The organism is Sphingobium sp. JS3065 (genome assembly GCF_026427355.1).
Classification (GTDB): domain Bacteria; phylum Pseudomonadota; class Alphaproteobacteria; order Sphingomonadales; family Sphingomonadaceae; genus Sphingobium.
On the sequence record NZ_CP102664.1, the window covers coordinates 228,423 to 253,407 of the forward strand.

The window sequence follows — 24,985 nt, forward strand, 5'->3', positions numbered from 1 at the left end:
GATCTTGGGCATCGTGACAAACACAGCGGAACCCGCCGAGAACTGGACCCTCAATATCGGGGATGAGGGGCTTCACCTCATCCTGTCCGAGCAGGAGGTGCAGGCGTCCGACATATTGGGCGATCGGCTGACCGGCCAGTCGCTCACCCTGTCCATGCTGGCGGCGAGCGCGCCGGTGCCGCCGCAACTGGCCGCCGAGGCCAGGGCGATCATCATCGAGGTGCAGCCCGACAATGAAGCCTCCATGGTGCGGCTCGCGGGATTGCGCGCGGCCCATCCCAAGCTGATGCTGGTGGCGGCGGTGCGCGATGCGCAGATCGCGGTCGTGCGCGCCCTGCTGCGCAGCGGGATCAACGACGTCGTCGAACTGCCGCTGCGGGTTCATGACCTCTCGCCCATATTGGACGATCTGAGGAGCCGCATCGCCGCGACCCGTCAGGATGAGGTGCGGACGGGGCAGCTCGTCTCCATCATCAAGAGCGTCGGCGGCGTCGGCGCGACCACCATCGCGACCCAGGCCGCCAGCCTCCACGCCCGGTCCGCGAAGCAGAAGGGCGCCGAAGTCTGCCTGTTCGACCTGGATATCCAGTTCGGCAATGCGGGCACCTTCCTCGGCATCTCCTCGCCGCTGACGCTGGCGGACCTGCTGAACGCGGGCAATCGCGTCGATAACGAACTGTTGCGGACGGTCACCCTGGAAACCGCCACCGGCCTGCGCCTGGTGATGGCTCCGCCGGAGATCATGCCGATCGAGGCGGTGAACGCCGATCAGATCTTCCGCATCGTCGAACTGGCGCAGCGCAATTTCGACACGGTCTATCTGGACCTGCCGGGCAACTGGACCAACTGGTCGATGTCGCTGGTGGCGCGGTCGCAGGTCGTGTTCCTGGTGTGCGAACTGACCATCGCCAGCCTGCGTCAGGCGCGGCGGCAGATTTCGCTGCTGCGCGACCAGGATATCGATCCTTCGCGCATCCATGTCATCGCCAATCGCGTCGAGAAGAAATTCTTCCGCGCCATCGGTCTGGAGGATGCGGCGGCGGCGTTGGATCATCCGGTGAAGCTCAGCATCGCCAATGATTTCCCGCTGGTCAGTTCCGCGCTCGACCAGGGCGTGCTGATCCAGGAATTGAAGGCGCGCAGCCGCATCTGCAAGGATTTGCAGGATGTCGTCGATTGCTGCACGCAGGCGGCCGAGGCCGAACGTCAGGCGGAGAAAAGCTGATGTGGCAGATCCGAAAAGGCGAAGCCGGGCGGAGTGACGCGCGGGACGAGGTCGGACCGACCGAGACGGAGATCGTCCACTGGGAAGAGGACCGGCATACCGAACTGAAGGTCGCGCTGCATCAGAAGCTGCTCGACCTCATCAACCTCTCCGCGCTGGAAACCATGTCGCGGGCGCAGGTGGAGGTCGAGGTGGGCGAGATCGTCCATGAGCAACTGGCGCTCCAGAAACATGCGCTCAATCTGGAAGAGCGGCGGCGGCTGGTGTCGGACATTTTGGACGAACTGCTGGGGCTGGGGCCGTTGGAGCCGCTGCTGAAGGACCACAGCATCACCGACATATTGGTGAACGGCCACAAGGTCGTGTTCGTGGAACGCAACGGCCGCCTGGTCGAAACCGCGACCCGGTTCAAGGATGAGAAGCATCTGCTGCGCATCATCCAGAAGATCGTGGCGGCGGTCGGCAGGCGGATCGATGAAGCCTCGCCCTTTGTCGACGCGCGTCTGGCCGACGGTTCCCGCGTCAATGCGGTGGTGCCGCCGCTGGCGATCGACGGGTCGCTGCTCTCCATCCGCAAATTCGCCAAGGTGCCGATCAGCATGGCGCGCCTCACCGAATTGGGCAGCGTGCCAGCGCCAATGGCGCAGGTGCTTGCCGCCGTGGTGGCGGCGCGGCGCAACGTGCTGATCTCCGGCGGCACGGGTTCGGGCAAGACGACTTTGCTCAACGCCATGTCGGCGGCCATCGATGAGCATGAGCGTATCGTCACGATCGAGGATTCGGCGGAATTGCAATTGCAGCAGCGCCATGTCGCCCGGCTGGAAACCCGCCCCCCCAATATAGAGGGGCGAGGCGAAGTCACCCAGCGCGATCTGGTGAAGAATGCGCTGCGCATGCGGCCCGACCGGATCATCGTGGGCGAAGTCCGCGCCGGGGAGGCGTTCGACATGCTCCAGGCGATGAACACCGGCCATGACGGGTCGATGACCACGGTCCACGCCAATACCGCCCGCGACGCGCTGTCCCGCGTGGAACAGATGATCGGCATGAGCGGCATCGACATCTCGCCCCGCTCGGCGCGGGCGCAGATCGCATCGGCGCTGAACGTGATCGTGCAGGTGGGCCGTCTGGCCGACGGGCGCCGCCGCCTGCTCAGCCTGTCGGAAATCACCGGCATGGAAGGGGAGGTCATCACCATGCAGGAAATCTTCCGCTTCAAGATGACCGGGCGCGACGAAAACGACATGGTGCGCGGCCATTTCGAGGCGACCGGCATTCGTCCCAAATTCATGGGCGAACTGGCCGACCGGGGCATAACGCTGCCGGCCGAACTGTTCCGCCCCGATGCGGTGATCCACTGATGAACCCGCTCTACATCCGCCTGTTCGTCCTGGTCCTGCTGTTCGCGGCGGTGCTTCTGCTGATCGAGGGCATTGCGGGCTGGCTGCGCGCCAGGGCGACGACCGACCGCGTGGTCAACCGGCGGTTGAAGATGATCGCCGCGGGTTTCGAACGCAGCACCGTCCTCTCCAAGCTGCGGCGGAGCGACGAGGCGGTGAGTTTCGACCGTTCGACCCTGTTCGGGCGAGCCGGGCTGGGCGTGATGCGGGTGCTGCATGGCGCCGGGCTGACATTCCCGGCGCGCACGGTGCTGACGATGATGCTGATCGCGGCGGGCCTGTTGTTCCTGCTGGTGATGGTCGGCGCCATGACGGCGGGCTATGCGCTGACGGCGGGCATGATCGTGATGGCCGCCGCTTTCGCCGCGGCGCTGGGCATCATGCTGCCGATGATGGTGCTGACGCGCCTTGCCCAGCGGCGGCGCAAGAAGATGGAGGAGCAGTTTCCGGTCGCGCTCGACACGTTCGTCCGGGGTCTGCGCGCCGGACATCCTATCGCCGCCGCGCTGGACCTGCTCACCAGGGAAATGCGCGATCCCATCGGCAGCGAATTCGGCATCGTGGTCGATGAAGTCACCTATGGCGCCGACTTGCGCGACGCTCTCCAGCGCATGGCGGAACGCTGGGACATGAATGAGATGCACATGTTCGTCATCTCCCTGTCGGTGCAGAGCGAGACGGGCGGCAATCTGGCCGAGATACTCGAAAACCTCTCGGCCGTGATCCGCGAACGGGCCAGCCTGTTCATGAAGGTGCGGGCGCTGAGTTCGGAAGGGCGGATGACGGCGGTGATGCTGACGGCGCTGCCCATCCTTGCCTTTGTCGGCCTGTTCCTGGTCAATCCGGCCTTCTATCTGGACGTCGCGCAGGAGAAGATGTTCATCGTCGGCTTTGTCGGCCTGATCACTCTCTACATCATCGGCTTCGTCACGATACGCCGCATGGTCGATCTGAAGGTGTGATGCGATGCTGAACACGGCAATCATGATCCAGTTGCGGCCCTTCATCCTGGGGCTGCTGTTCATCGCCATCGTCGCGCTGGTCTTCGGCCTGTCGGAGATCATCCTGCGCAACGCCAGGGTCCGCAGCCGGCTCGACATCGTGGGGGAAGCGGGCGGAGCGGCGCAGGGGGGGCAGACGCTGCGCGGCGAACGGAACGACGGCGAATGGAAGAAGCTGGTCGACCGGATCGAGAAAATGGGCATATCCCTGGTCGACACCAACAATGTGGGCCTGCGCCGGCGGCTGATCGCGGCGGGCTATATGTCGCCGGAAGCGCCCAAGCTGTTCACCTTCTTCCGGCTGGTGCTGACCTTCGCCCTGCCTGCGGTCTTCGTCGTCATGGCGCTGAGCAAGGCGGAGCCGCCGAGCGCGCTCAAACTTTATGTTATCGCGTCGCTGCTGGCGGTGCTGGGCCTTTATCTGCCTAATCTCTTCATTTCCGCGAAGGCGTCCCGGCGGCAGGAGGCAATCGTCCACGGCTTTCCCGATGCGCTGGACCTGATGCTGGTCTGCGTCGAGGCGGGGCTGGGGCTGGAGGCGGCGATGGACCGGGTCGGGCGTGAACTCGCCCTGTCGCATCCGCTGGTGTCGGCGGCTCTGGGCAAGGTGGTGCTGGAACTGCGCGCCGGGCGCAGCCGCCAGGACGCGCTGCGGCGCATGGCGGACGATGTGGACGTGGATGAGATCCGCTCCTTCGCCACGCTGCTGATCCAGTCCGACCAACTGGGGTCGAGCGTGGGTCAGACGCTGCGCATCTATGCGGCGGAAATGCGCGAGAAGCGGCGGATGCGTGCGGAGGAAAAGGCGCATCGCCTGCCGGTGCTGCTGTCGGTGCCGCTGGTCGCCTGCATGTTGCCGGTGATGATCGGCGTGCTGATGCTGCCCGCCGTGGTGCGGGTGGTGCGCGACATTTTGCCGGTCATGACGCGCTAGGACAAGGGGAGGGGGCCGTGAATAAAGGGGTAGTGGCAGTCATTCTCATCATGGCGACGGCGGCGTGCGCTTCGCCGCAAAAGGGCGTGCTTTCGATCAGGCCGGTCAATCAGCTTGGCCCGGCGCAGGATGCGCTGGCCCGTGGCGACCTGCTGTTTTCGCGGGGGGAATATGCGCTGGCGCTGGACGCCTTTCGCCGGGCGGTGCGCAACGATCCCGCCGACGCGCATGGCCTGAACGGCGTGGCGATCAGCTATGCGGCCATGGGGCGGCATGATCTGGCCCGCGAATTTTTCGAACTGGCGCTGGCGCGCGCGCCGCAGGATGCGCGCATCGCCCGCAACTTCGCCCGCAGCCTGTCGGCGCAGGGCCTGAAAGGCGAGGCTGAGGCGTTGCTGGCGCAGGCGGGTGCGGCGACGACCGGCATGCCCGTGGTTGCGCGTCCGACATTGGCGCAATTGGCCTCCGCCGCTCCCACCCCGCGTCCGGCGCAATTGGCGGGCGTGGAACTGGAGCGGGTTTCGCTGGGCGAGGTGCGGCTGCGGACGATGGACGGTCCGGCCCCGGCCGAGCGGATCAAGCCGCAACTGACGACCCGGATCGTGACCGTGGCGGATGCGCAGGGCGAGCGCGAACTGACGGCGCCGATCATCACCGTCGCCAGGCCCGAAACCGATGCGCGGCCGACGCTGGCCGGGATGGCGGAAGCTGGACCCAATGCCCAAGCCAGCGACGACATGTTCGAACGGCTCTGGAAAAGCATCATGCGTCCTGCCGGGCGGAAGGGTGTGCGGGGATGATCTGGGCGCTGCTTCTGTCGGCGGCGGCCCCTTCCGCGGCGGGGCTGCCCGCTTTGCCGCCTTCGCAGCCGCTGGATTATGCCCGGCTGGTGGATGAGGCGATGGACGGCGGGCGTATCATCCAGGCGGAGGCGATGCTGACCCAGTGGCGCGGACAGGCGCTGCCCGCAGACCTCCAGCCGATCGAGATCGCGACCGCGCGCATGACCCTGGAAAAGCGGCGCGACGAGGAGGCGGTGGTGCGCTTCACCGCCCTTGGCCGGAGCGGGGTCAAAAATTGCCGGGTGGATGAAGGGTTGGGCATCGCCTTGTTGCGGGTTGGCCGGTCGCAGGAGGCGCTGGAACCGTTGCGGCGAGCGGTGGATGCCTGCGCCGACCGGTGGCGGGCGTGGAATGCGCTGGGCGTGGCCCATGATCAGGCGCAGTCCTGGGCGCTGAGCGCCGCCGCCTATGAACGGGCGTTCCAACTGACGGACAAGCCCGCGCAGATATTGAACAATTACGGCCTTTCGCTGCTGAAGCAGGGCAAGGCGGACAAGGCGGCGGTGATCTTCGACAAGGCGCGCGAGCGCGCGCCTGACGATGTGCGGATCATCGCCAATGGCGATACCGCCTATGTGATGTCGGGGCAGGACATCCATCGCCGCCCCGCCGACACGGCCGATGAATGGGGACGGCGGCTCAGCAATGCGGGGCAGGTCGCGATGCGCATGGGCGATATGCCCAGGGCGCAGGCCTATCTCAGCCGCGCCATGACGGAAGCGGACGGTTTCGTGCCGGACGCGGCCGCCGCGCTCGCCACCATGGGGGTTCCGGGGAAATGATGAAGGACGTCGTTCTGCTGGCCGTTTCGCTCGTGCTGATCGCGGCGGCGGTCGAGGACATGGCGCGGTTGCGCATATCCAATATCTTCCCGTTGCTGGTCGTCGGGCTTTACGCCGTCTGGGTCGCGGTGGCGGGATGGGAGAATGATATCTGGCGCAACGGCACCGTTTTCCTGGGGGTGTTCGCGATGGGTTGCGGGTTGTTCGCCCTGCGCTGGATGGGTGGCGGCGACATCAAGCTGATGAGCGCCTGCGCGCTCTGGTTCGATTGGTTGGGGGTCGTTCCCTGGCTGGTCTATGTGACGGTCGGCGGCGGCGTGCTGGCGCTGCTGCTCATGGTCGGACGGCGGCTCGTGCCGCAGGGCATGCGGGAGGATTCGTCCATCGCGCTGTTCGACAGGAAGGGGCCGATCCCCTATGGCGTGGCGATCGCGCTCGGCACGATCATGGCGCTGTATATGGCGGGGCCGAATCCCAGTGGGGCGGCGCATATGCCCGATTTCGTTAGCGGGCTGCGCTGAGGCTTTTCGGCGGGGTTATGGCCATAAGCGGAAATTAGAAAGCCGTTCGGGCTGAGCCCTTCGACTGCCTGCCAGGGCAGGCGCTCAGGATAAACTTGCCTCCGGCAAGTCGAAGCCCTTAGCCGAGCGAAGCGAGGCTCCTTTTGCTTCGCCTTCGCTCAGCAAGACCCTTCGACAGGCTCAGGGCGAACGGAAATTGAATGTCTGCCTTCCACCACTTTAAACCAAGAACAGCCGCTTAATGCTCCATCCCGACGGCGGGCATTTCGCTGTCCATCGACATCATCATGATGATCAGTTCCGAGCGCGACTTGATGTTGAGCTTCTGGAAGATGCTGTGCAGGTGCACCTTCACCGTACCCTCGGTCAGTCCGCAACGCCCGGCAATCTCCCGATTGCGCAGCCCCGCCCGGATCAGCCCGGCGATTTCCAGTTCGCGATCGGTCAGCACCGCCAGTACATTGGCCTCGCTGGCGGGTGCGGAAATGCTGTGCACCAGCGCCTGTTCCATGACGAAGGGGGCGATGCTCTTGTTGCCGCTCATGACCTGCTGGATGCAGGACAGCAGGTCGTTGGGGTCGCTGTCCTTCAGCACCACGCCGTCGACGCCGAGCTTGATCGCCTCCAGCGTCTGTTCCGGACGGATATGCACGGTCATGAAGATGACCGGCACCGTGCTGCCGCTGCTGCGGAGGGCGGACAGGATCGCAAGGCCGCCCCCGCTCTTCATGCTGACGTCCAGGATCAGCAGGTCCGGTTCGCCCGCCTGCATCCGTTCCAGCGCCTCTTCGACCGACCGGGCGCAGAATAATATGTCATGGCCATGGGAGTGCAGGAACTGCGCCATGCCATCCAGGAAGATCGGATGATCGTCCACTATCGCAATCTGCGTCATCATATCGGAGACCTTGGTAAAGAGGAGGGCAGTCTGATCGAGATCAGGGAGTTCATGCTCAAATTATGGAAATAGGCTGTTCCGCCGATCTTGCCCAGCCGCGTCATGATCGATTGCGACTGAAGTTCGAAGTCGCCGGTATAATTTTCCCTGGCGACGGCCTGCGGTCCCGCATTATCCTTCAGCGCGATCAATATCTCGTCATCGACCTGCGCGATCGATACGGTGATGTGGCGCGCATTGGCGTGCTTCACCGCGTTGGCGGCGGCTTCGCGGATCAGGAATTCGACTTCCGCCGCCGTTTCGGCCGATACGGTCATGGACCGTTCGACCAGGTTGAGGCGGCAGTCTATCGCCCATTGCAGCGCGATGAAGCGGCAGCAGCGCTCGACCTGCCGGCCCAGGTCGACATCGCCTTCCCCCGGAACAGGGCTTTGCTGGCTCAGCAGGCGGCGCAGATGGGCCTGTTCGGCCGTCACCAGTTCCTCCATCGACTTGAGTTCCGCCAATTTGTCCGGAACGCCCGCGTCCGACAGGCCGTGGATCGTGGTCGCCAGCCGGACGCGCAGCGCCGCCAGCGTTTGCAGCACGCTGTCGTGCAGATCGCGGCTCAGCGTCTGGCGCGCTTCGGCGAAGGTCCGCTGCCGCCAGGCGAGGAAGAAGAAATGCCGCTCCAGGAAAAGGTCGATCCCCTCCTGTATGCGCATGCACCGCAGCAGCACGGCGGGCGACCAGCCATGCCTGGTCCCGATGAACAGCCGTCCGCGCAGTTCCCCCGCCTGGATGTGGAAGCTGGCGCCCTGACCGGGACCGAACATGTCCGATATGCTGTCGGTCAGGTCCGGCGCGCGCTCGTTCCGCAATATGCCCAGACGGCTGCGCAGCAGCAGCCGGGGCGACTGGGTGGAATAGAGGAAGGGCGCTTCCCGCGGCGTCACGTTCGACAGGCCGTCAATCTGCTTTTGCGGCAGGATGAGGTGGCGCACGCCGTCCGCATCGCCCAATTCGCAGTGGACGGCGGTGTCGTCCGTCATTTCCCAGACGAACGCGCAATAGCGGGCGTTCATCAATTGGGAAACTTGTTCGACCAGGAATTGCGCCAGGGATTTCTGGAAGGAGAGGCCGACGCCCTGCAACCGTTCCGACCAGCCTATCAGCCGCCGTTCCAACAGGTTCATGCTGAGCATGGACGCCGCGATGACGCAGCCGATGACGATGGTCAGGCTGTCGATGGCGCGGTTCACGGCGGGCACGTGGCGAGCGGTGGACCAGCTTTCATAATAGCCCCGCGCGATGAAGGCGAAGATCAGGCAAATGCCCAATATGAGGACGGCGCCGCGACCGAACCGGTCTGACGCGGACCATGCGACGAAGAACAGGCATCCCAGCGCCGCGATCTGCAACGGTTCGCACAGGACGATGGCTGTCAGGAACGCGATAAGGTCGACTATCAGGAAAATGGGACGCAGCAGCAGGCCCAGCGGCGGCGTCAACGAGTTTTGCGCGATGGCGATTGCTGTCCAGGTCCAAACGGCGGCCTTCAGCAGCAAGGCCGTATGGGCGAAATCCGGTTCGTTGCTGAACATCGCCTCGACCTGCCAGGTCGCGGCAGCCGAAAAGGCGACGCGGGATATGGCGAAACCCAGCGTCGGTGAACGTCCCAGCCAAAGCACCAGGCGGTCCATCGCGGAAGATGACGCCAAGGGCATGTCATACATGGCGAAATTTGTCCCCCGACAAGTCCCCGGCGATAATTGTGCGCATGACCTGATGGAAAAGCAACCTATATCGAAGGGCAGAAGGCCATTGCGCGGCGATTCTGCACGATTTCGGGACAATTCGGCCTGAGAGAGGCGCGGATGGCGCGGCGATCCATTGGTCGATAAGAGGGCGGCATGGCGACGCTGATCACCCCGGCCCTTGTCTGCGCCGTGCGGCCCCATGGCGAGCATGGCGCCATCGCGCGGCTGTTGACGCCCGATCATGGGCTGCTTCCAGGCTATGTGCGGGGCGGGCGTTCCCGCCGGATGCGGCCTGTCCTGCTGCCGGGCAATATCGTGAAGGCCGAATTCCGCGCCAGGACGGAGGAACAACTGGCCGGGCTGACCGTCGAACTGGAGCATAGCCGCGCGCCATTGCTGGCTGAACCCTTGCCTGCGGCGGCGATCGACTGGGCCTGCGCGCTGACGGCGGTCGCGTTGTCGGAGGGGACGCCCTATCCGGCGCTCTATCAGGCGCTGGACGGCGTGCTGGGCGCGGTGGAGGCGGCGCCCGCCGCAAGAGGCTGGGCGGTGGCGCTGATCCGTTATGAATTGCTGCTGTTGGCGGAGTTGGGTTTCGGGCTGGACCTTGGCCGCTGTGCCGCGACGGGCGGCAATGACGATCTGGCCTATGTCAGCCCGCGCAGCGCGGCGGCGGTCAGCCGCGCGGGCGCCGCCGGTTATGAGGACCGGCTGCTGCCCTTGCCCGCTTTCCTGCTGGCGGGCGGGGCAGGGGATTGGCCTGCCATATTGGACGGATTGCGGTTGACCGGTTTCTTTCTGGAACGGTCAGTGCTTACCGACTGGCGCATCGATATACTCGCTGCGCGGGAGCGGTTGGTGGACCGGTTGAAAAGGGCCGTCGCCTAAATGCTTGCGCTGGCGGCGGGGGCTTCATAAGGGGCGGCGACGGTTTTGAAGGAGTTGCCCCATGTTGATCGCCCTGTTCCCCGGAGACGGTATCGGTCCAGAGATCGTCGCGCAGGCGAAGCGCGTGCTGGATGCGCTGGCGATCCCCGGCATCACCTATGAGGAAGGGCTGGTCGGCGGCGCGGCCTATAAGGCGGTGGGCCATCCGCTGCCGCCCGAGACGCTGGAACTGGCGAAGCGCGCCGACGCGATCCTGTTCGGCGCGGTGGGCGATCCGGATTGCGACTCGCTGGAGCGGCATCTGCGTCCTGAGCAGGCGATATTGGGTCTGCGCAAGGAACTGGGTCTCTTTTCCAACCTGCGCCCGGCCAAGGTTTTTCCCGAACTGGCCGACGCCTCCGCGCTCAAGCAGGAGGTGGCCAGCGCCATCGACCTGCTGATCGTGCGCGAGACCAATGGCGACGTCTATTTCGGCGAGAAGGGCATGCGCAAGACGCCTGAAGGGCTGCGCGAGGGCTATGACATCATGTCCTATAATGAGGAGCAGGTGCGCAAGATCGCGCATCAGGGCTTCCTGGCAGCCCGCGCCCGCCGGGGCAAGCTCTGCTCGGTGGACAAGGCCAATGTGCTGGAAACCAGCCAGCTCTGGCGCGACGTAATGATCGAAGTGTCGGCGGATTATCCCGACGTCGCATTGAGCCACATGTATGTCGACAATGCCGCGATGCAGTTGGTGCGCAATCCGGGCCAGTTCGACGTGATCGTCACCGGCAACATGTTCGGCGACATCCTCTCCGATCAGGCGAGCATGTGCGTCGGTTCCATCGGCATGCTGGCTTCGGCCACGCTCAACGACAGCAACCAGGGCCTCTATGAACCGATCCACGGCTCCGCGCCCGACATTGCCGGGCAGGGCAAGGCCAATCCGCTGGCAACGGTCCTGTCGGCGGGGATGATGCTGCGTTACTCGCTGGACCTGCCGGAACAGGCCGACCGCATCGAGGCCGCCGTCGCCAAGGCTCTGGCTAACGGAGCGCGCAGCTTCGATCTGGGCGGCACGATGAGCACGGTCGAAATGGGCGATGCCGTGCTGGCGGCGCTGGATTGAGGACAGGAATATGAAGCGCAAGAGCGGGCAGAATCCCGAAATCACCCGGAACTGGCGTCCCGCCACTCTGGCGGTGCGTGGCGGCAGCGCCCGCACCGAATATGGCGAGACGTCCGAGGCGCTGTTCCTGACCAGCGGCTACAGCTACGACCGGGCGGAGGACGCGGCGGCGCGCTTTGCCGGCGAGCAGCAGGGCATGACCTATTCGCGCCTCCAGAACCCCACGGTGGAGATGCTGGAACAGCGCATCGCCTTGCTGGAAGGGGCGGAGGCCTGCCGCGCGACCGCGACGGGCATGGCGGCGATGACGGCGGCTTTGCTCTGCCAGTTGTCGGTGGGCGACCATGTGGTCGCGGGCAAGGCGCTGTTCGGTTCCTGCCGCTGGCTGACCGACACGTTGCTGCCCAAATTCGGGATCGAGACGACCACCGTCGACGCGACCGACAATGCGGCGTGGGAAGCGGCGATCCGTCCCAATACCAAGGTCTTCTTCTTCGAGACGCCCGCCAACCCGACCATGGATGTGGCGGACCTAGCCACGATTTGTGGTATCGCGAAGGCGCATGGCATCGTCAGCGTCGTCGACAATGCCTTTGCAACGCCGGCGCTCCAGCGGCCGATGGAGTTCGGCGCGGACGTGGTGGCCTATAGCGCGACCAAGATGATGGACGGGCAGGGCCGCGTGCTGGCGGGCGCGATCTGCGGCACGGAAGATTTCATCATCAACACGCTGCTGCCCTTCCACCGCAATACCGGGCCGACGCTGAGCGCGTTCAATGCCTGGGTGGTGCTGAAGGGTCTGGAGACGCTGGACCTGCGCATCCGCCGTCAGAGCGAAAATGCCTTGAAGGTCGCCAAATTCCTGGAAGGCCGGGTGGCGAAGGTGCTTTATCCGGGCCTTGAAAGCCATCCGCAACACGCCCTAGCGTGCAAGCAGATGGACATGGCCGGTCCCATATTCTCCCTCTATGTCGGCGGCGGCCGGGCGGAGGCGCATGGGCTACTCAACGGCCTGGAACTGGTCGACATCAGCAATAATATCGGTGACTCCCGTTCGCTGATGACGCATCCGGCATCCACCACCCATTATGGCATGGCGGAAGCGGCGCGGCTGGAGGTCGGCATTACGGAGGATATGCTGCGCCTCAACGTCGGCCTGGAAGACCCGGACGACGTGATCGAGGATCTCGATCGCGCGCTGAAGTCGATAGGCCGTTGACGGGACAGGGGTGAAAGGCGCATTTCTGAACCCGTGAACGCACTTTTCCCCTTCCATGCCACCACGCGCGACATCAACGTGCATGTGGCCGTCACCTTCCTGCCCGAACAGTCGGAGCCGGACCGGGGCCGATGGTTCTGGGCCTATCATATCCGCATAGAGAATGACGGGAATCAGCCCATTCAACTGCTGACCCGTCACTGGATCATCACCGATGGGCGGGGCACGCAGCATCGGGTCGACGGAGACGGCGTCGTGGGGGAACAGCCAGTGGTGCAGCCGGGCAAAAGCTATGATTATGTGTCGGGATGCCCGCTCAACACGCCGACCGGGTCGATGAAGGGCCATTATCACATGATCGGCGCCAGCGGCGAGACGTTCGACATCGCCATCCCCCATTTCGCGCTGATCGCGCCGGCGGTGGCTGAATGAAGCGTACCCATTTGCCGCTCAACGGCCTGCGCGTGCTGGATGCGGCGGCGCGGCATCTGTCCTTCACCCGCGCCGCCGATGAGCTGGCCGTGACGCCCGCCGCCGTGGGGCAGCAGATCCGCGCCCTGGAAGATTTGCTGGGCGTCGTCCTGTTCCGCCGCACGCCCAAGGGGCTGGAATTGACCCCCGAAACCGAGGCGGGTCTTGCGGCCCTGCGCGCCGGTTTCCTGGAGTTCGAGGAAGCGGTGCGCGCCATGCAGGCGGGCCAGTCCAGTAGTTCGCTCACCATCGCGGCGCCGCGCGACCTGACCGCCAAATGGTTGCAGCCGCGCCTCGCGGGCTATGCGGCGAGCCAGTCCGACCTTAAATTCGCGCTGGTGGCGGCGGACGAGACGCTGGATTTCACCGAAGCCAATCTGGACATCGCCCTGCGCCTTGCCGAAGGGCCGGGCGAGAATGAAGGCGTCAAGCTGGGCGAAGCGTCCTTCGTCACCGTCGAAGCGGCGCAAGGCGGCCCCGACCATCGCATCGAATGGCCGGGCTGTCCCAAGGGAGACGCGCCTGCGACGATCCGGGTGGCCGATGCGGGGCTGGCGATCGAGGCGGCGGCCAACGGCTTCGGCCATGCCTGCGTGCCCTTCCTGCTGGCGCAGGCGGACATTGCTGCGGGGCGGGTCCGGCAGGTCGGTGACGCGGCGCCTTCGCCGCTGGCCTATTGGCTGATCGCGCCTTTGCCGCAATGGCGGCAGAAGAAGGTCAAGGCGCTGGTCGAGGCGTTGACGGCGTAAGTAGCCGCGCGCTTGCACTTTCTTAAGCCTGTTGCGCTTAACATCGACCGAGTGAGGATCGCATAGGAGAGTGGTCTTGGGCGGCGGCAAGAGGGGCTGGATATTGCGGGGGGCTTTGCTGCTCTGCCTCGCGGCGCCGTTGGGCGCGCAGGCCCCCTATGTGCCCGACGTCACCGAGGCGCGGGAAAAGGCATGGCGCAAGCTGGTGGCGGCGTCCCAGGCGGCCTATGCGTCCGGCAAGCATGCGGACGGCATCGACCCGGCGCGCAAGGGGCTGGCGCTGGCCGATGAACTGTTCGGCCCGGATGATCCCCGCACCCTGATTTCCGCCAACGACCTGGCGCTGCAACTGGATTCGGCGGGATATTATCGGGAGGCGGAAGGCCTGTATCGGCGCGTGTTCGACAGCTATTTGCGGACACGGGGGGAGGATGATCCCAACACCCAGCTTGCCGTCGAAAATCTGGTCGATTTCTATGTGGCGCGCAAACGCCATGACGCGGCGGGACCGCTGGCCGATTATGCGTTGCGCAGCTTTCGCCGGACCGCCGGTTCGGGCAGCGCGCGCAGCCAGCGCATGGAACAGATCATCGCCGCCCTGCCGAAGCCCGCTCCATCCATGCCGACGCCGCCCGAAAGCGCGGTGGTGAAGAGCGCCGATCAGGCGGCGACGCCCATGCCTGAACCCGCGCACCAGGGGGATAATGTGGAAAAAATGCCGTCCCCGACAAGTGAATCGACAGGTGAAAATCATCCTTGAGCGCGGATATCCTTGTCTTTTTTCCTATCGTCCTGAAGCATTAACCATGGATATAAGTCGTCGGGACAATTGATTAAAATAATGTGACGGTTATTCCTGATTCTCGTCGGAGGGGGTTGATTTTCCATAGCTTATCGCCAGTCGCAGGCTGACTGGGACGAGGCCGGGAAGAAAAGCATGGCTCCGCAAGATAAGTCTATGGGTCGCAATTCGGACGGGCGGCTGGCTGCATAGCCGGTCGCCCGTTTCCCATGCGCCAGGGCGCTTCATTTCCATCGGCGCAGTCCGGATCGGCCAAAAGACGGGTCGACTCGTCCGAGTCGTATATGCCCTTAAGCCTTTTTCATTAACCAAACTCGAATTGAGCATAGGTGTTAGGATATATCGAAAATCCGAAAACTATATCCTTGGTAATAATCCCTAAGTTATTTTTTCGGCTCTATCGCGTTAAAATGGTTAACAAAACTTGATTCTGCGTGACTCATCTCGCGGGGCGGCGAATAAGATCGGCTATCGGGTCAGTAAAAACACAAAAGCAGATGGTTAATCCGGGGCGGCAGTCGACTTTGATAAAAGTCCTGCCGGCGGGAGAACGTTGACTAGGGGCAATAGCTGATCCGCTGATTGCCGCAATGTCGGTGAAGGCACCAGGTCCGTATGCATCGCGCATTCGGGGCGAGGCCTTCTGCGCGCTCCTGCCATGCCCCACGGCACAGGTGGGATGGACATGGATTTCGAGCGCGACTGGAACAGCAAAGACACCGCCGACCATCAGCAGGCCCTTCATCCCGAAGCGGCTGCCCTGGCCGCGAAGGGCAAGGCGGTCCATCCCGGCAAGATGCATCCCGCGGACGTCGTTCGGACGGTCGCGCCCAATCCCGACGGCACCGTCCTGCTGCCCGCCGGAACCGACATCAACCGGATCGAGGTTTCCGGGCGCAATCTGATCGTCCATCTGCCCGACGGCACCGACCTGGTGATCCTGGACGGCGCGGTGGTCATGCCGCGCCTTGTCGTGGGCGATGTCGAAATTCCTTCGGTCAACCTGGCCGCCCTGCTGATCGGGGAAGAGCCGCAGCCTGCCGCGGGTCCGCCGCGCAGTTCCGGCGGCAATTTCATCGGCCCGGACGGCGATGTGGGCGATCCCCATGGCCTAGGCGACCTGCTGCCGCCCACCGAATTGCTGTTCACCCAGCCCGAAACGCGGGAAATCCTGCCCATCGCGCCGGATGAAAATGATGAGCCGGAAGTCACCATCATCACCCCCGATCAGCCTGCCGGCGCCACCGCCGCCACCGCTGGAGTGAGCGAGGCGGGCCTTCCCGCGCGCGGCAACGAGCCGGCCGGTTCGGCCGCCGCCAGCGACAGCGAGCGCACCACGGGCACGATCGCCATTTCCGCCGGCGACGGCCTGGCCAGCGTGACCATCAATGGCGTTCCGATCACGACGGTCGGGCAGACGGTCGTGACGCCGCTTGGCGTGCTGACCATCACCTCGATCGCGCAAGGCGCCATCGGCTACAGCTATGTGCTGGGCGACAATGTCGTCGGCGCGCCGCCCGCCGAGGTCTTCACCGTGGTCGTCACCGACAATGACGGCGATCAGGCGAGCGCGACGCTGACCATCTCCGTCGCGGACGATGCGCCGACCGCCGTCAACGACGCCGACGGCGTGACCGAGGACGGCCCGCTGGTCGCGGACGGCAATGTCCTGACCGGCAGCGGCGGGACCGACGCGAACGCCACCGACGGCGTCGCCGACATTCAGGGCGCCGACGGCGCCGTCGTGTCGACCACCGGCACTTTTCAGGGCGCCTATGGCACGCTGACGCTCAATGCGTCGGGCGCCTACAGCTATACGCTGGCCAACGGCAATGCGGCGGTGCAGTTCCTGGTGCCCGGCCAGACGCTGACCGACAGCTTCAGCTACACGATCACCGATGCCGATGGCGACACGTCCACGGCGACGCTGACCATCACCATCAACGGCGCGGACGACGGCATCACCATCACGGGCCTGAACGACACGCCGGGGATCGAGGGCGCCGAAGTCATCCTGCTGGAAAACGACCTGTCGAACGGCAGCTCGCCCGATGCGGCGGGCCTCACCAAGATCGGTTCCTTCGGCGTCAACGGTCCCGACGGCCTGTCGAGCGTCACGGTCGGCGGTGTTTCGGTGCTGGCCAATGGCGCCTTCGTCGCCGGACAGGTGGTGACGACGCCGGTCGGCACGCTTACCATCACCGGCTTCACCGCGACCGCCACGCAGGGCGGCGTGCCGACCGCCGGAACCTTCACCTACAGCTTCGTGCTGACCGACAACAGCCTGGGCCACGACGCATCGGGCGCTGACAGCATCCTGCAAAGCTATGCCGTCGTGGCGACCGACCGCAACGGATCGACCGCCAATGCCAGCGTCGACGTGCGGATCGTCGACGATGTGCCCACGGCCAATGACGATGTCGGGACGATCGCCGCGGGCACCTATGGCCCGGCCACCGGCAATGTCGTGACCAATGACGTCAAGGGCGCGGACGGCGCCGTGGTGTCGACCGCGGGCACGTTCCAGGGCGCTTACGGCACGTTGACGCTGAGCGCGGACGGCAGCTACAGCTATGCCCGCGCCGCGGGCACGCCGGGCGGGGTCAGCGACAGTTTCAGCTATACGCTGCGGGACGGCGACGGCGACACCTCCACGGCGACGCTTCGGATCGATATAGCCGACAGCAATGTCATGATCATCTCCATCCCCAAGGTGGGCGAGGGCACGATCGTCGACGAAGCCGGCCTCGACAATCCGGTCGGATCCGAAGCGGGCACCGATATCGAGACGACCGACGGCACGATCACCTATACCGCGCCGGACGGTCCCGCGACCGTCACCATCAACGGTGTCGTGATCACCGGCGTCGGGCAGCAGATCGTCACCGACAAGGGCATTTTGACGGTCACCGGCATCGGCAACGGCAGCATCGATTACAGCTACACGCTGACCACCAACACCAATGGCGACGACGTGACCGACAGTTTTCAGGTCACCGTCACCGATGTGGATGGCGATACCGCGACCGACACGCTGACCATCACCATCGTCGATGACGTGCCGACCGCGACCAACGACGCGGATTCGGTTCGCGAGGATGGCCCGCTGGTGGCGGACGGCAACGTCATCACCGGTTCGGGCGGCGCGGACGCCAACGCCACGGACGGCATTGCCGACGTGCAGGGCGCTGATGGCGCGCAAGTCACCGGCATCGCCTTCGGGGCAGCAGCGGGGATCGTCGGCGCGCCGATTGCCGGGCTGTACGGATCGCTCGTGATCCAGGCGGGCGGCGGCTATGCCTATACGCTGAACAATGAAAATGGCGTGGTGCAGGGGCTGGACAAGAACCAGACGCTGACCGAGACCTTCACCTATACGCTGACCGATGGCGACGGCGACAACGCCAGCGCGACCATCACCATCACCATCCAGGGCAGCGACGATGGCGTCACCGTCAACGGCCTGGACGGCGAGGGCGCCGAGGAAACCGTCTTCGAAAACGACCTGCCGGGGGGCAGTTCGGAAAATGCGGCGGCGCTGACCCAGACGGGCAGCTTCACCCTGTCCGCGCCGGACGGCGTGGCGACGATCACGGTCGGCGGGCAGCCGATCTTCGGCGCGAGCGGCTTCATCGGCGGCGTCACCCTGTCCAATGCCTATGGCACGCTCAGCATCACCGGCTTCACGCCGACGGTGGGCGCGGATGGCGACGTGATCGGCGGGACGGTCAGCTACAGCTATGTCCTCAATGACAATACGCTGCTGCACAGCGGCGTGAATGACGGCAGCCTGACCGACAGTTTCGCGGTCGTCGTCACCGATACCGACGGGTCGACCGACAGCGCCAGCCTGGACATTCGTGTGGTCGACGACGTGCCGACGGCGGTGAACGACAGCGCGGGCCAGCTCACCGAAAATGCGGCGGTCACGATCGACGTCTTCGCCAATGACGTGGCTGGGGCCGATGGCGTCGACCTTGCCGGCGGGATCGTACTGGAAACCGGCGCGGCCAAGGGCAGCGTCGTCTATCAGGGCAATGGCCTGTTCCTCTACACCCCCAATGCGGGCGCGGAGGGCAGCGACAGCTTCACCTACACCATCACCGACGGCGACGGCGACAAGTCGACCGCCACGGTGACGATCACCCTGCTTCAGGATTCGACGCCGACCGTCAGCGTGACCGACATGACCGTGTCGGAAGCGGGCCTGCCCGGCGGCACGCAGGCGGCGGGGAACAGCGAGACGGCGACCGGCGCCATGACCATAGCGACCGGCGGTGATACGCTGACCAAGGTCGAGGTGCAGGACAAGAACGGCGCCTGGATCGATGTGACGGCGGCGACGGCGGGAACGCCGGTGGTCGTCGCGGGTGCGGCGGGTACGCTGACCGTGACATCCGACGGGGCGGGGAATTACAGCTACAGCTATACGCTGGCGGTCAACGACCCGACCCATCCCGACAATGTCACCAGCGACAGCGACGGCATCAGCGGCGCGGCCGACCCCAAGGCGGGCGACGCCTTCGCGGTGCGCGTGACCGACAGCGACGGGGACGTCTCGCCCGCCGATACGATCAACGTGACCGTGCTGGACGATGCGCCCATCGCGACGGCCGACAGCGGTTCGGTGGACGAAGGCGGATCGCTGATCGTCGCGGCCGCCGGCGTGCTCACCAATGACCAGCCGGGCGCGGACGGCTATGCGCCGGGCGTGGTCGGCGTGGCCAAGGGCAGCGATCCGTCCAGCCCCGTCAGCGGAGCTGTCGGCACGGCGGTCGCGGGCGATTACGGCACGCTGACGCTCTTCGCCGACGGCAGCTATCGCTATGACGCGACGCCCAACGCCATCTCGGCCGATCAGCAGGATGTGTTCGTCTACACCATCCGCGATGCGGACGGCGATCTGGCGACCACGACGCTGACCATCGACGTCGCCAATGTCGCGCTGGCAGCGGACAATCAGACGAAGACGGTTTTCGAAGCCGCGCTGGATACCGGCATCACCGGCGACGACATCGCTGCGGGCAGCGTCACCGGCAGCGCGCCGGGCCAGACCACGGAAACGGCGACGGGCCAGCTCAATGTGGTGGGCGCGGTCAGCTACACGCTGACCAGCTCCGCCACCGGCAGCCATGGCCAGATCCAGTTGAACGCCAACGGCAGCTATACCTACACGCTGACCTCGCCGGTGGACGGCCCGACGGCCAATGACGGTCCGTTGACCTTCGCGGGCGCGGAGGTCTTCACCTATCAGGCGGTCGACGGCTCCGGCAATATCGCCAACGGCACGATCACCATCGACGTGGTGGACGATGTTCCGACGGCGACGGACGACACCGCCCGCACCGTGGCGGAGGATGGCGCCGACATTAGCGGCAATGTCCTCACCAACGACACGCCGGGCGCGGACGGCGCGACCCTGACGTCGGTCACGATCGGCGGCGTCACGACGGCGATCAACGCGGTGGGCACGACCAATGTCGGCACGGCCTTCGGCGCCTACACCTTCACGGCGGCGGGGGCGTGGACCTTCAACCCGTCGACCAACCTCAACAATGCGAGCGGCGTCAGCGCGGGCTTCTCCTATGTCATCACCGATGGCGACGGGGACCAGTCGACCGCGGTGCAGCCGATCACCGTCACGGACGGCGCGATCCCCACCGCGAGCGGCCCGATCAGCCTGGCGCTGGACGACCAGAATCTGGCGGGCGGCACCAGCGCGGGCAATCCGGACTCGACCGGCGGAACCATCACCTTCACGCCCGGTTCGGATGCGATCACCTCCATCGTCTTCGGCGGTATCGGCGGGCTGACCGGCGACCTGACCTGGCTGCGCGTATCCGACAACCAGATCACTGGTTCCGACGAGCGCGGCGTGGTGGTGACGCTGGACCTGTCGGTCGTCGGCAATGTCGCGACCGTCATGGCCACGCTCAACGACAATTACGACACGCATCCGGGCGTCAATGCGGACGATCTGGTCGCGCTGGGATCGGTACAGGTGATCGCGCAGGACACCGACGGCGATACAGCCACCGGCACCGTGTCGGTCAGCGTGTCCGACGATCTGCCGGTGGTCAGCGCCAATCCGGTGGTGCAACTGGACGACGACGCGCTGGGCGGCAACGCCAACGGCACGGGCGACGATGCGAACAGCGTCAACGCCACCGGCACGCTGGGGCATGACTATCGCGCGGATGGCGCGGGCGGGATCACCCTGCTCGGCACTGGGGCGCCCTCCGGCTTCACCTATGAAAGCAACGGTACCGTGCTGCTGGTGAAGCAGGGCGGGGCCACCGTGCTGACCGTGACGCTGACCGATCCGGTGGCAGGCACCTATTCGGTGGTGCAGAACGCCGCGATCGTCCATCCGCTTGGCAGCGACGAGAATAACGTCAGCTTCGATATCGCCTATCGGGTCGCGGACGCCGACGATGATACGGCTACCGGCACGCTGACGATCAATGTCGACGACGATACGCCGGTCGCCGCGAACGACACCGATGTCGTCAAGGAAGACGCCACGCCGACCGCCAGCGGCAATGTGCTGACCGGCGCAGGCAGTGACGGCAATCCGGCGGGCGCGGACTCGCTGGGCGCGGACGGTCCGGCGGCGGGCGGCGCGGTGACGGCGGTTACCGGCGGCACCATCGGCGGTAATGCCGTCGGCAGCTATGGCACGCTCGTCCTCAATGCATCGGGCGGCTATACCTATACGCTGAACAACGGCCTGGCCGCCGTCCAGCAACTGGACGATGGCGAAACGCTGGCCGACAGCTTCACCTATACGATCACGGACGGCGACGGCGACACCGCCACCGCCACCCTGACCATCACCATCCAGGGCACCAATGACGCGCCGCAGGTCGGCAGCGGTATCGCGGTCGTCTCGGAAGAGGGGCTGACCGGCGCCAATGCCGACAGCGCGCCCGGCCTGCCGAACGACACCACCAATGCGACGGTGGCCAATGGAACGATCACCGCGACCGACGTCGATGGCGACAGCATCGGCATGACGCTGGGCGATCCGGGCGCGGTGCTGACCGCCGACGGCCTGCCGGTCACCTGGACCGGCGTCGGCACGCAGACGCTGACCGGTTCGGTCGGGGTGGTGCCGGTGATCACCATCACCATCACCAATGGCGGCGCCTATACGGTGACCCTGCTCCAGTCGGTCGATCACAGCGGCATCAATGTCGAGGATCTGAAGAATTTCTCGGTCCCCGTAAATGTCAGCGACGGCACCGCCACGGTCGCCACCAGCATCGCCGTCACGATAGAAGATGACAGCCCGATCGCCGCCGACGACAATGTGACGACCATCGAAAAGGCGCTGGCTTCCACCGGCAACGTACTGACGAACGACCAGGTCGGCGCGGACACGCCGGGATCCGTGGTGTCGATAGGCGGCAACGCCATCGCGCCGGGCGGCAGCCAGACGATCAACGGCGCCTATGGCACGTTGCAGCTATTCTCCGACGGCAGCTACACCTACACGCCCAAGGCATCGGTCCCTTCGGGATCGTTCGACAGCTTCACCTATGTCATGCGCGACGCCGACAATGACACGGCCAGCGCAACGCTGAAGTTCACTTTCCAGGGTGACGCGAACAAGCCCACGGCGGATAACGTCGCCGCCAAGCTGGACGATGACGGCCTGACCGGCGGCAATCCGCTGAGCACGACCGGCGATGTCGACGCCAATGTGGGCGATAACGGCGCGGCGGGGCCAAGCGAGGCCAGCTATAGCGGCACCTTGCCCTTCACTTTCGGCGCGGACGGCGGCGGCAGCGTCACCTTCGCCAATCTGAACGGCACGACCGGCACTGTTGGCACGGACACGGTTTCCTATAGCTGGAACGGCGCCAGCAACACGTTGACCGCGACCATCACGACGGTTGGCGGCCGCGGCACGCCGCTGTTCCAGGTGGTCGTCAATCCGACGACCGGGGCCTATACGGTGACATTGCTCGACAATGTGCTGCACGCCGCGGGCGGCAATGAAAACGACGCGCCGCAGGTCGACCTCAATTTCCTGGTGACCGACAGCGATTATGACGCGACGACCAACCCGACCTCCTCGGCTGTCGGCCAGCTCAGGATCGTCTTCAACGACGACATGCCCAGCGCCTTCACGCCTGCCGCCGGAGCGGTGGCGAACAACAACAGCCCGGCGACGGAGTTCAACCTGAACTTCGCCGCCGTGGCCGGGGCCGACGGCGTTGGCAACGCCCTGTTCAACATCGTCGACGGCGCGCCGGCGAAGGACACCAGCGGCGCGACGCTGCGCTTCAACGGCGAAGACCTGTTCATCTTCGGCGACGGCACAAATGTGCTGACGGCGAGGACGGCGGATGGCGATGTCGGCTATACCATCACGTTGCAGCCGGGGACGGACAAATATGTGTTCGACCTCTACGGCACGATCACCAACGGCAGCGAGATTTCGATCAGCAGCTTCAGTTCGGCGAAGGCGGGCAATACCGATTATCGCGGCCTTGGGGTCGATACCACCGACGCCATCGACGTGTTGTTCTCCGGGCGCAGCGCTTCGGGTCTTCGCGGGTCGGTCAATACCGACAGCGACTCGATCGGTATCGACAACCAATCGGTCAATCCTGATGAGGCGGTTCGCATCGACCTGGTGAAGACGCTGACCACCAGCGCGGGCACGACCACGGGCTTTGCCTATGCCGATCATCAGAGCGTCATCAGCTTTGAGCAGAACATTGCCCAGGTCGCCGGCAATCCCAACAACACCGTATCGATCAAGGTCACGGCCATCGATGCCGACAACGACCAGGTTCTGGGCTTCTCCTCCACGACGCCGGAGGCGGGCGAAAGCTTCGTGCCGATCGCCAAGGTGATCGTGACCGATGTGAGCACGGGAAATATCTACACTTTCACCGGCACAGGCACGCAGGGCAGCATCGGCGTGACTTTCGTTGCAGGCAGCGTCACCATCTCTGGCCTGCAGGTGAACGACAAATATGAAATTGTCGGCGCCCAGGGCTTCGATGCGGTGCTGGTGGAATCGCCGAGCGTCAACAACGGCTTCGACCTTGGCGTCTTCTCGGTCGAAACGTTGAACAGCGGCGCCCCGATCCTCATCAACCACGCCATCGTCGCTTCGGACGCCGACGGCGACAGCGTCAACAGTTCGGTCAGCGTCACGCTGAACCCGGTCGCCGTTCCTCCGGTCGCCATCGACCTGGACGGCGACGGGCTGGAGTTCGTCGGGCTGTCGGCGGGCGTGACCCATGATTATGGCCAGGGCGAGGTGGCGACGGCCTGGGTCTCCTCCGACGACGGGCTGCTCGCCCATGTGACGGGTGGCGGCTACGACATCGTCTTTGCCGACGATGCGCCCGGCGCGAAGAGCGACCTGGAGGGTCTGCGCCTTGCCTATGACAGCAATGGCGACGGCCTGTTCGATGCGAAGGACGCCGCATTTGCCGAGTTCGGCGTGTGGCAGGATGCGAACGCCAATGGCGTGGTCGATGCGGGCGAGTTCAAGTCACTTGCCGATGCGAAGATCGCCGCCATCGAGCTGAACGCCGACGGCAAAAGCTATACCGCCGCCGGTGGCGACGTCACCGTGCTGGGCGAAGCGAGCTTCGTCCGCACCGACGGCACCAAGGGCACCGTTGGCGACGTCATGTTCGCGACCGGCGCCAAGGAAAGCGACGCCAGCAAGACGGAAAGCGCGGCCAGCGGCTTCAACCAGGCGCTGGTAGCGGCCAGCCTGGTCGCGGTGGCGGGCGCGACCGAGCCGACGACCGAGCAGCAGCCCGCGCCGGACGCCGCTGAAAGCGCCGTGCCGGTCACGGAAACCGCGCCGGCCGCTTCCGTTACTGCCGAGCCGACCACGACTCAGGAAAGCGCGTCGACCACGATCGCCGCGAACGACGATCAGGCGGCGGATGAGCAGCCTGCGCAGACCGGCCATGGCGGCGAGGAGGCTGCTCCGGAGCATGCCACCCTGTCCGACAGCGGCGACGCGCATGTTCCTGCCGAAACGGAGGAAGCGCCTGAGCCTGACCTTAGCGGTCATCAGGGGCTGCTGGCGCAATCCATCGACCTGCCGCCTGCCTTCGACGGCAATGCGGCGGCGGTGCTGGCGGCGCAGCAGGCAGGCCCGGCAGCGAATGCGGCCGATGTCGTGAAGGAAGCGCTTGGCGCCCATGACGCGCCGAATATCGACGCGCTGCTGGCCGCCCTGCCGGGTGGCGAGCATGTCGCCGCGCCCTTCCTCCTCAACCCGGTCGCGGGCGAGGCGGTGGACAGCGGGCACCTGGCGGCGGCCACCGCCATCTTCGAAGCGGCGATGGTCGCGCATGAAGCGATGGCGGCCGGTCATGCCTGACCATGGGACCGATATGGAAATTTTCTCGCGGGGAATTTTG

16 protein-coding genes are annotated in these 24,985 nt (G+C 65.3%); 14 read left to right on the plus strand and 2 right to left on the minus strand.

The annotated features are described in order from the left end of the window. The first annotated feature begins 13 nt into the window (after nucleotides 1-13). Genes NUH86_RS01170 through NUH86_RS01200 form a run of 7 tightly spaced genes read left to right on the plus strand, consistent with a single transcriptional unit; the run spans nucleotide 14 to nucleotide 6,705 of the window. Nucleotides 14-1,225 carry an AAA family ATPase gene (locus NUH86_RS01170; protein ID WP_267250876.1) on the plus strand — a complete coding sequence of 404 codons (1,212 nt, stop codon included), beginning with the start codon at nucleotides 14-16 and terminating at the stop codon, nucleotides 1,223-1,225. Further along, the gene (locus tag NUH86_RS01175) at nucleotides 1,225-2,586 is read left to right on the plus strand and encodes a CpaF family protein (RefSeq protein ID WP_267250877.1); all 1,362 of its coding nucleotides are present in this window, start codon (nucleotides 1,225-1,227) and stop codon (nucleotides 2,584-2,586) included. The genes NUH86_RS01170 and NUH86_RS01175 overlap by 1 nt, the downstream gene beginning before the upstream one ends. Then, on the plus strand, nucleotides 2,586-3,587 hold the full coding sequence (locus NUH86_RS01180; protein ID WP_267250878.1) for a type II secretion system F family protein: 1,002 nt from the start codon (nucleotides 2,586-2,588) through the stop codon (nucleotides 3,585-3,587). Before NUH86_RS01175 ends, NUH86_RS01180 begins: the two co-directional genes overlap by 1 nt. 4 nt (nucleotides 3,588-3,591) lie before the next feature. Beyond that, nucleotides 3,592-4,560 (plus strand): type II secretion system F family protein, encoded by a 969-nt coding sequence (locus NUH86_RS01185; protein ID WP_267250879.1) that lies wholly within the window; start codon nucleotides 3,592-3,594, stop codon nucleotides 4,558-4,560. A gap of 17 nt (nucleotides 4,561-4,577) precedes the next feature. Beyond that, entirely contained in the window at nucleotides 4,578-5,360 is a 783-nt protein-coding gene (locus tag NUH86_RS01190; protein WP_267250880.1) for a tetratricopeptide repeat protein, read from the plus strand. Further along, nucleotides 5,357-6,184: a tetratricopeptide repeat protein gene (locus NUH86_RS01195; RefSeq protein WP_267250881.1), complete on the plus strand. Its 828-nt coding sequence runs from the start codon at nucleotides 5,357-5,359 to the stop codon at nucleotides 6,182-6,184. The genes NUH86_RS01190 and NUH86_RS01195 overlap by 4 nt, the downstream gene beginning before the upstream one ends. Further along, nucleotides 6,181-6,705 carry an A24 family peptidase gene (locus NUH86_RS01200; RefSeq protein ID WP_267250882.1) on the plus strand — a complete coding sequence of 175 codons (525 nt, stop codon included), beginning with the start codon at nucleotides 6,181-6,183 and terminating at the stop codon, nucleotides 6,703-6,705. Before NUH86_RS01195 ends, NUH86_RS01200 begins: the two co-directional genes overlap by 4 nt. Before the next feature lie 238 nt (nucleotides 6,706-6,943). Here the strand turns inward: NUH86_RS01200 and NUH86_RS01205 are convergent, their stop codons facing one another. Continuing rightward, the gene (locus tag NUH86_RS01205; RefSeq protein WP_267250883.1) at nucleotides 6,944-7,603 is read right to left on the minus strand and encodes a response regulator; all 660 of its coding nucleotides are present in this window, start codon (nucleotides 7,601-7,603) and stop codon (nucleotides 6,944-6,946) included. Next, nucleotides 7,600-9,309, minus strand: coding sequence for a sensor histidine kinase (locus NUH86_RS01210; protein ID WP_267252196.1), 1,710 nt, complete (start codon nucleotides 9,307-9,309; stop codon nucleotides 7,600-7,602). The genes NUH86_RS01205 and NUH86_RS01210 overlap by 4 nt, the downstream gene beginning before the upstream one ends. A gap of 186 nt (nucleotides 9,310-9,495) precedes the next feature. On the opposite strand from NUH86_RS01210, the gene recO reads away from it, so the two are divergent. The 7 genes from recO (at nucleotide 9,496) to NUH86_RS01245 (ending at nucleotide 24,945) form a co-directional block, all read left to right on the plus strand. After that, nucleotides 9,496-10,230, plus strand: a complete 735-nt coding sequence (gene recO, locus NUH86_RS01215; protein ID WP_267250884.1) for a DNA repair protein RecO — start codon at nucleotides 9,496-9,498, stop codon at nucleotides 10,228-10,230. Between the two features lie 61 nt (nucleotides 10,231-10,291). Then, nucleotides 10,292-11,338: a 3-isopropylmalate dehydrogenase gene (gene leuB / locus NUH86_RS01220; RefSeq protein ID WP_267250885.1), complete on the plus strand. Its 1,047-nt coding sequence runs from the start codon at nucleotides 10,292-10,294 to the stop codon at nucleotides 11,336-11,338. Nucleotides 11,339-11,348: 10 nt separating this feature from the next. After that, nucleotides 11,349-12,557: a trans-sulfuration enzyme family protein gene (locus NUH86_RS01225; RefSeq protein ID WP_267250886.1), complete on the plus strand. Its 1,209-nt coding sequence runs from the start codon at nucleotides 11,349-11,351 to the stop codon at nucleotides 12,555-12,557. 33 nt (nucleotides 12,558-12,590) lie between these two features. Further along, nucleotides 12,591-12,989 carry a Co2+/Mg2+ efflux protein ApaG gene (gene apaG / locus NUH86_RS01230; protein ID WP_013846339.1) on the plus strand — a complete coding sequence of 133 codons (399 nt, stop codon included), beginning with the start codon at nucleotides 12,591-12,593 and terminating at the stop codon, nucleotides 12,987-12,989. Further along, on the plus strand, nucleotides 12,986-13,777 hold the full coding sequence (locus tag NUH86_RS01235) for a LysR family transcriptional regulator (RefSeq protein WP_267250887.1): 792 nt from the start codon (nucleotides 12,986-12,988) through the stop codon (nucleotides 13,775-13,777). The genes apaG and NUH86_RS01235 overlap by 4 nt, the downstream gene beginning before the upstream one ends. A 70-nt stretch (nucleotides 13,778-13,847) precedes the next feature. Then, entirely contained in the window at nucleotides 13,848-14,537 is a 690-nt protein-coding gene (locus tag NUH86_RS01240) for a tetratricopeptide repeat protein (RefSeq protein ID WP_267250888.1), read from the plus strand. 727 nt (nucleotides 14,538-15,264) lie between these two features. Then, nucleotides 15,265-24,945: an Ig-like domain-containing protein gene (locus NUH86_RS01245; RefSeq protein WP_267250889.1), complete on the plus strand. Its 9,681-nt coding sequence runs from the start codon at nucleotides 15,265-15,267 to the stop codon at nucleotides 24,943-24,945. Nucleotides 24,946-24,985 lie beyond the last annotated feature (40 nt).

Coding starts and splice junctions, on each gene's coding strand:
- NUH86_RS01200 (WP_267250882.1), top strand. CDS start 6,181: ATGATGAAGGACGTCGTTCTGCTGGCCGTTTCGCTCGTGCTGATCGCG.
- recO (WP_267250884.1), top strand. CDS start 9,496: ATGGCGACGCTGATCACCCCGGCCCTTGTCTGCGCCGTGCGGCCCCAT.
- NUH86_RS01205 (WP_267250883.1), bottom strand. CDS start 7,603: ATGATGACGCAGATTGCGATAGTGGACGATCATCCGATCTTCCTGGAT.
- NUH86_RS01180 (WP_267250878.1), top strand. CDS start 2,586: ATGAACCCGCTCTACATCCGCCTGTTCGTCCTGGTCCTGCTGTTCGCG.
- NUH86_RS01210 (WP_267252196.1), bottom strand. CDS start 9,309: ATGCCCTTGGCGTCATCTTCCGCGATGGACCGCCTGGTGCTTTGGCTG.
- NUH86_RS01245 (WP_267250889.1), top strand. CDS start 15,265: ATGGATTTCGAGCGCGACTGGAACAGCAAAGACACCGCCGACCATCAG.
- NUH86_RS01235 (WP_267250887.1), top strand. CDS start 12,986: ATGAAGCGTACCCATTTGCCGCTCAACGGCCTGCGCGTGCTGGATGCG.
- NUH86_RS01175 (WP_267250877.1), top strand. CDS start 1,225: ATGTGGCAGATCCGAAAAGGCGAAGCCGGGCGGAGTGACGCGCGGGAC.
- leuB (WP_267250885.1), top strand. CDS start 10,292: ATGTTGATCGCCCTGTTCCCCGGAGACGGTATCGGTCCAGAGATCGTC.
- NUH86_RS01195 (WP_267250881.1), top strand. CDS start 5,357: ATGATCTGGGCGCTGCTTCTGTCGGCGGCGGCCCCTTCCGCGGCGGGG.
- NUH86_RS01185 (WP_267250879.1), top strand. CDS start 3,592: ATGCTGAACACGGCAATCATGATCCAGTTGCGGCCCTTCATCCTGGGG.
- NUH86_RS01225 (WP_267250886.1), top strand. CDS start 11,349: ATGAAGCGCAAGAGCGGGCAGAATCCCGAAATCACCCGGAACTGGCGT.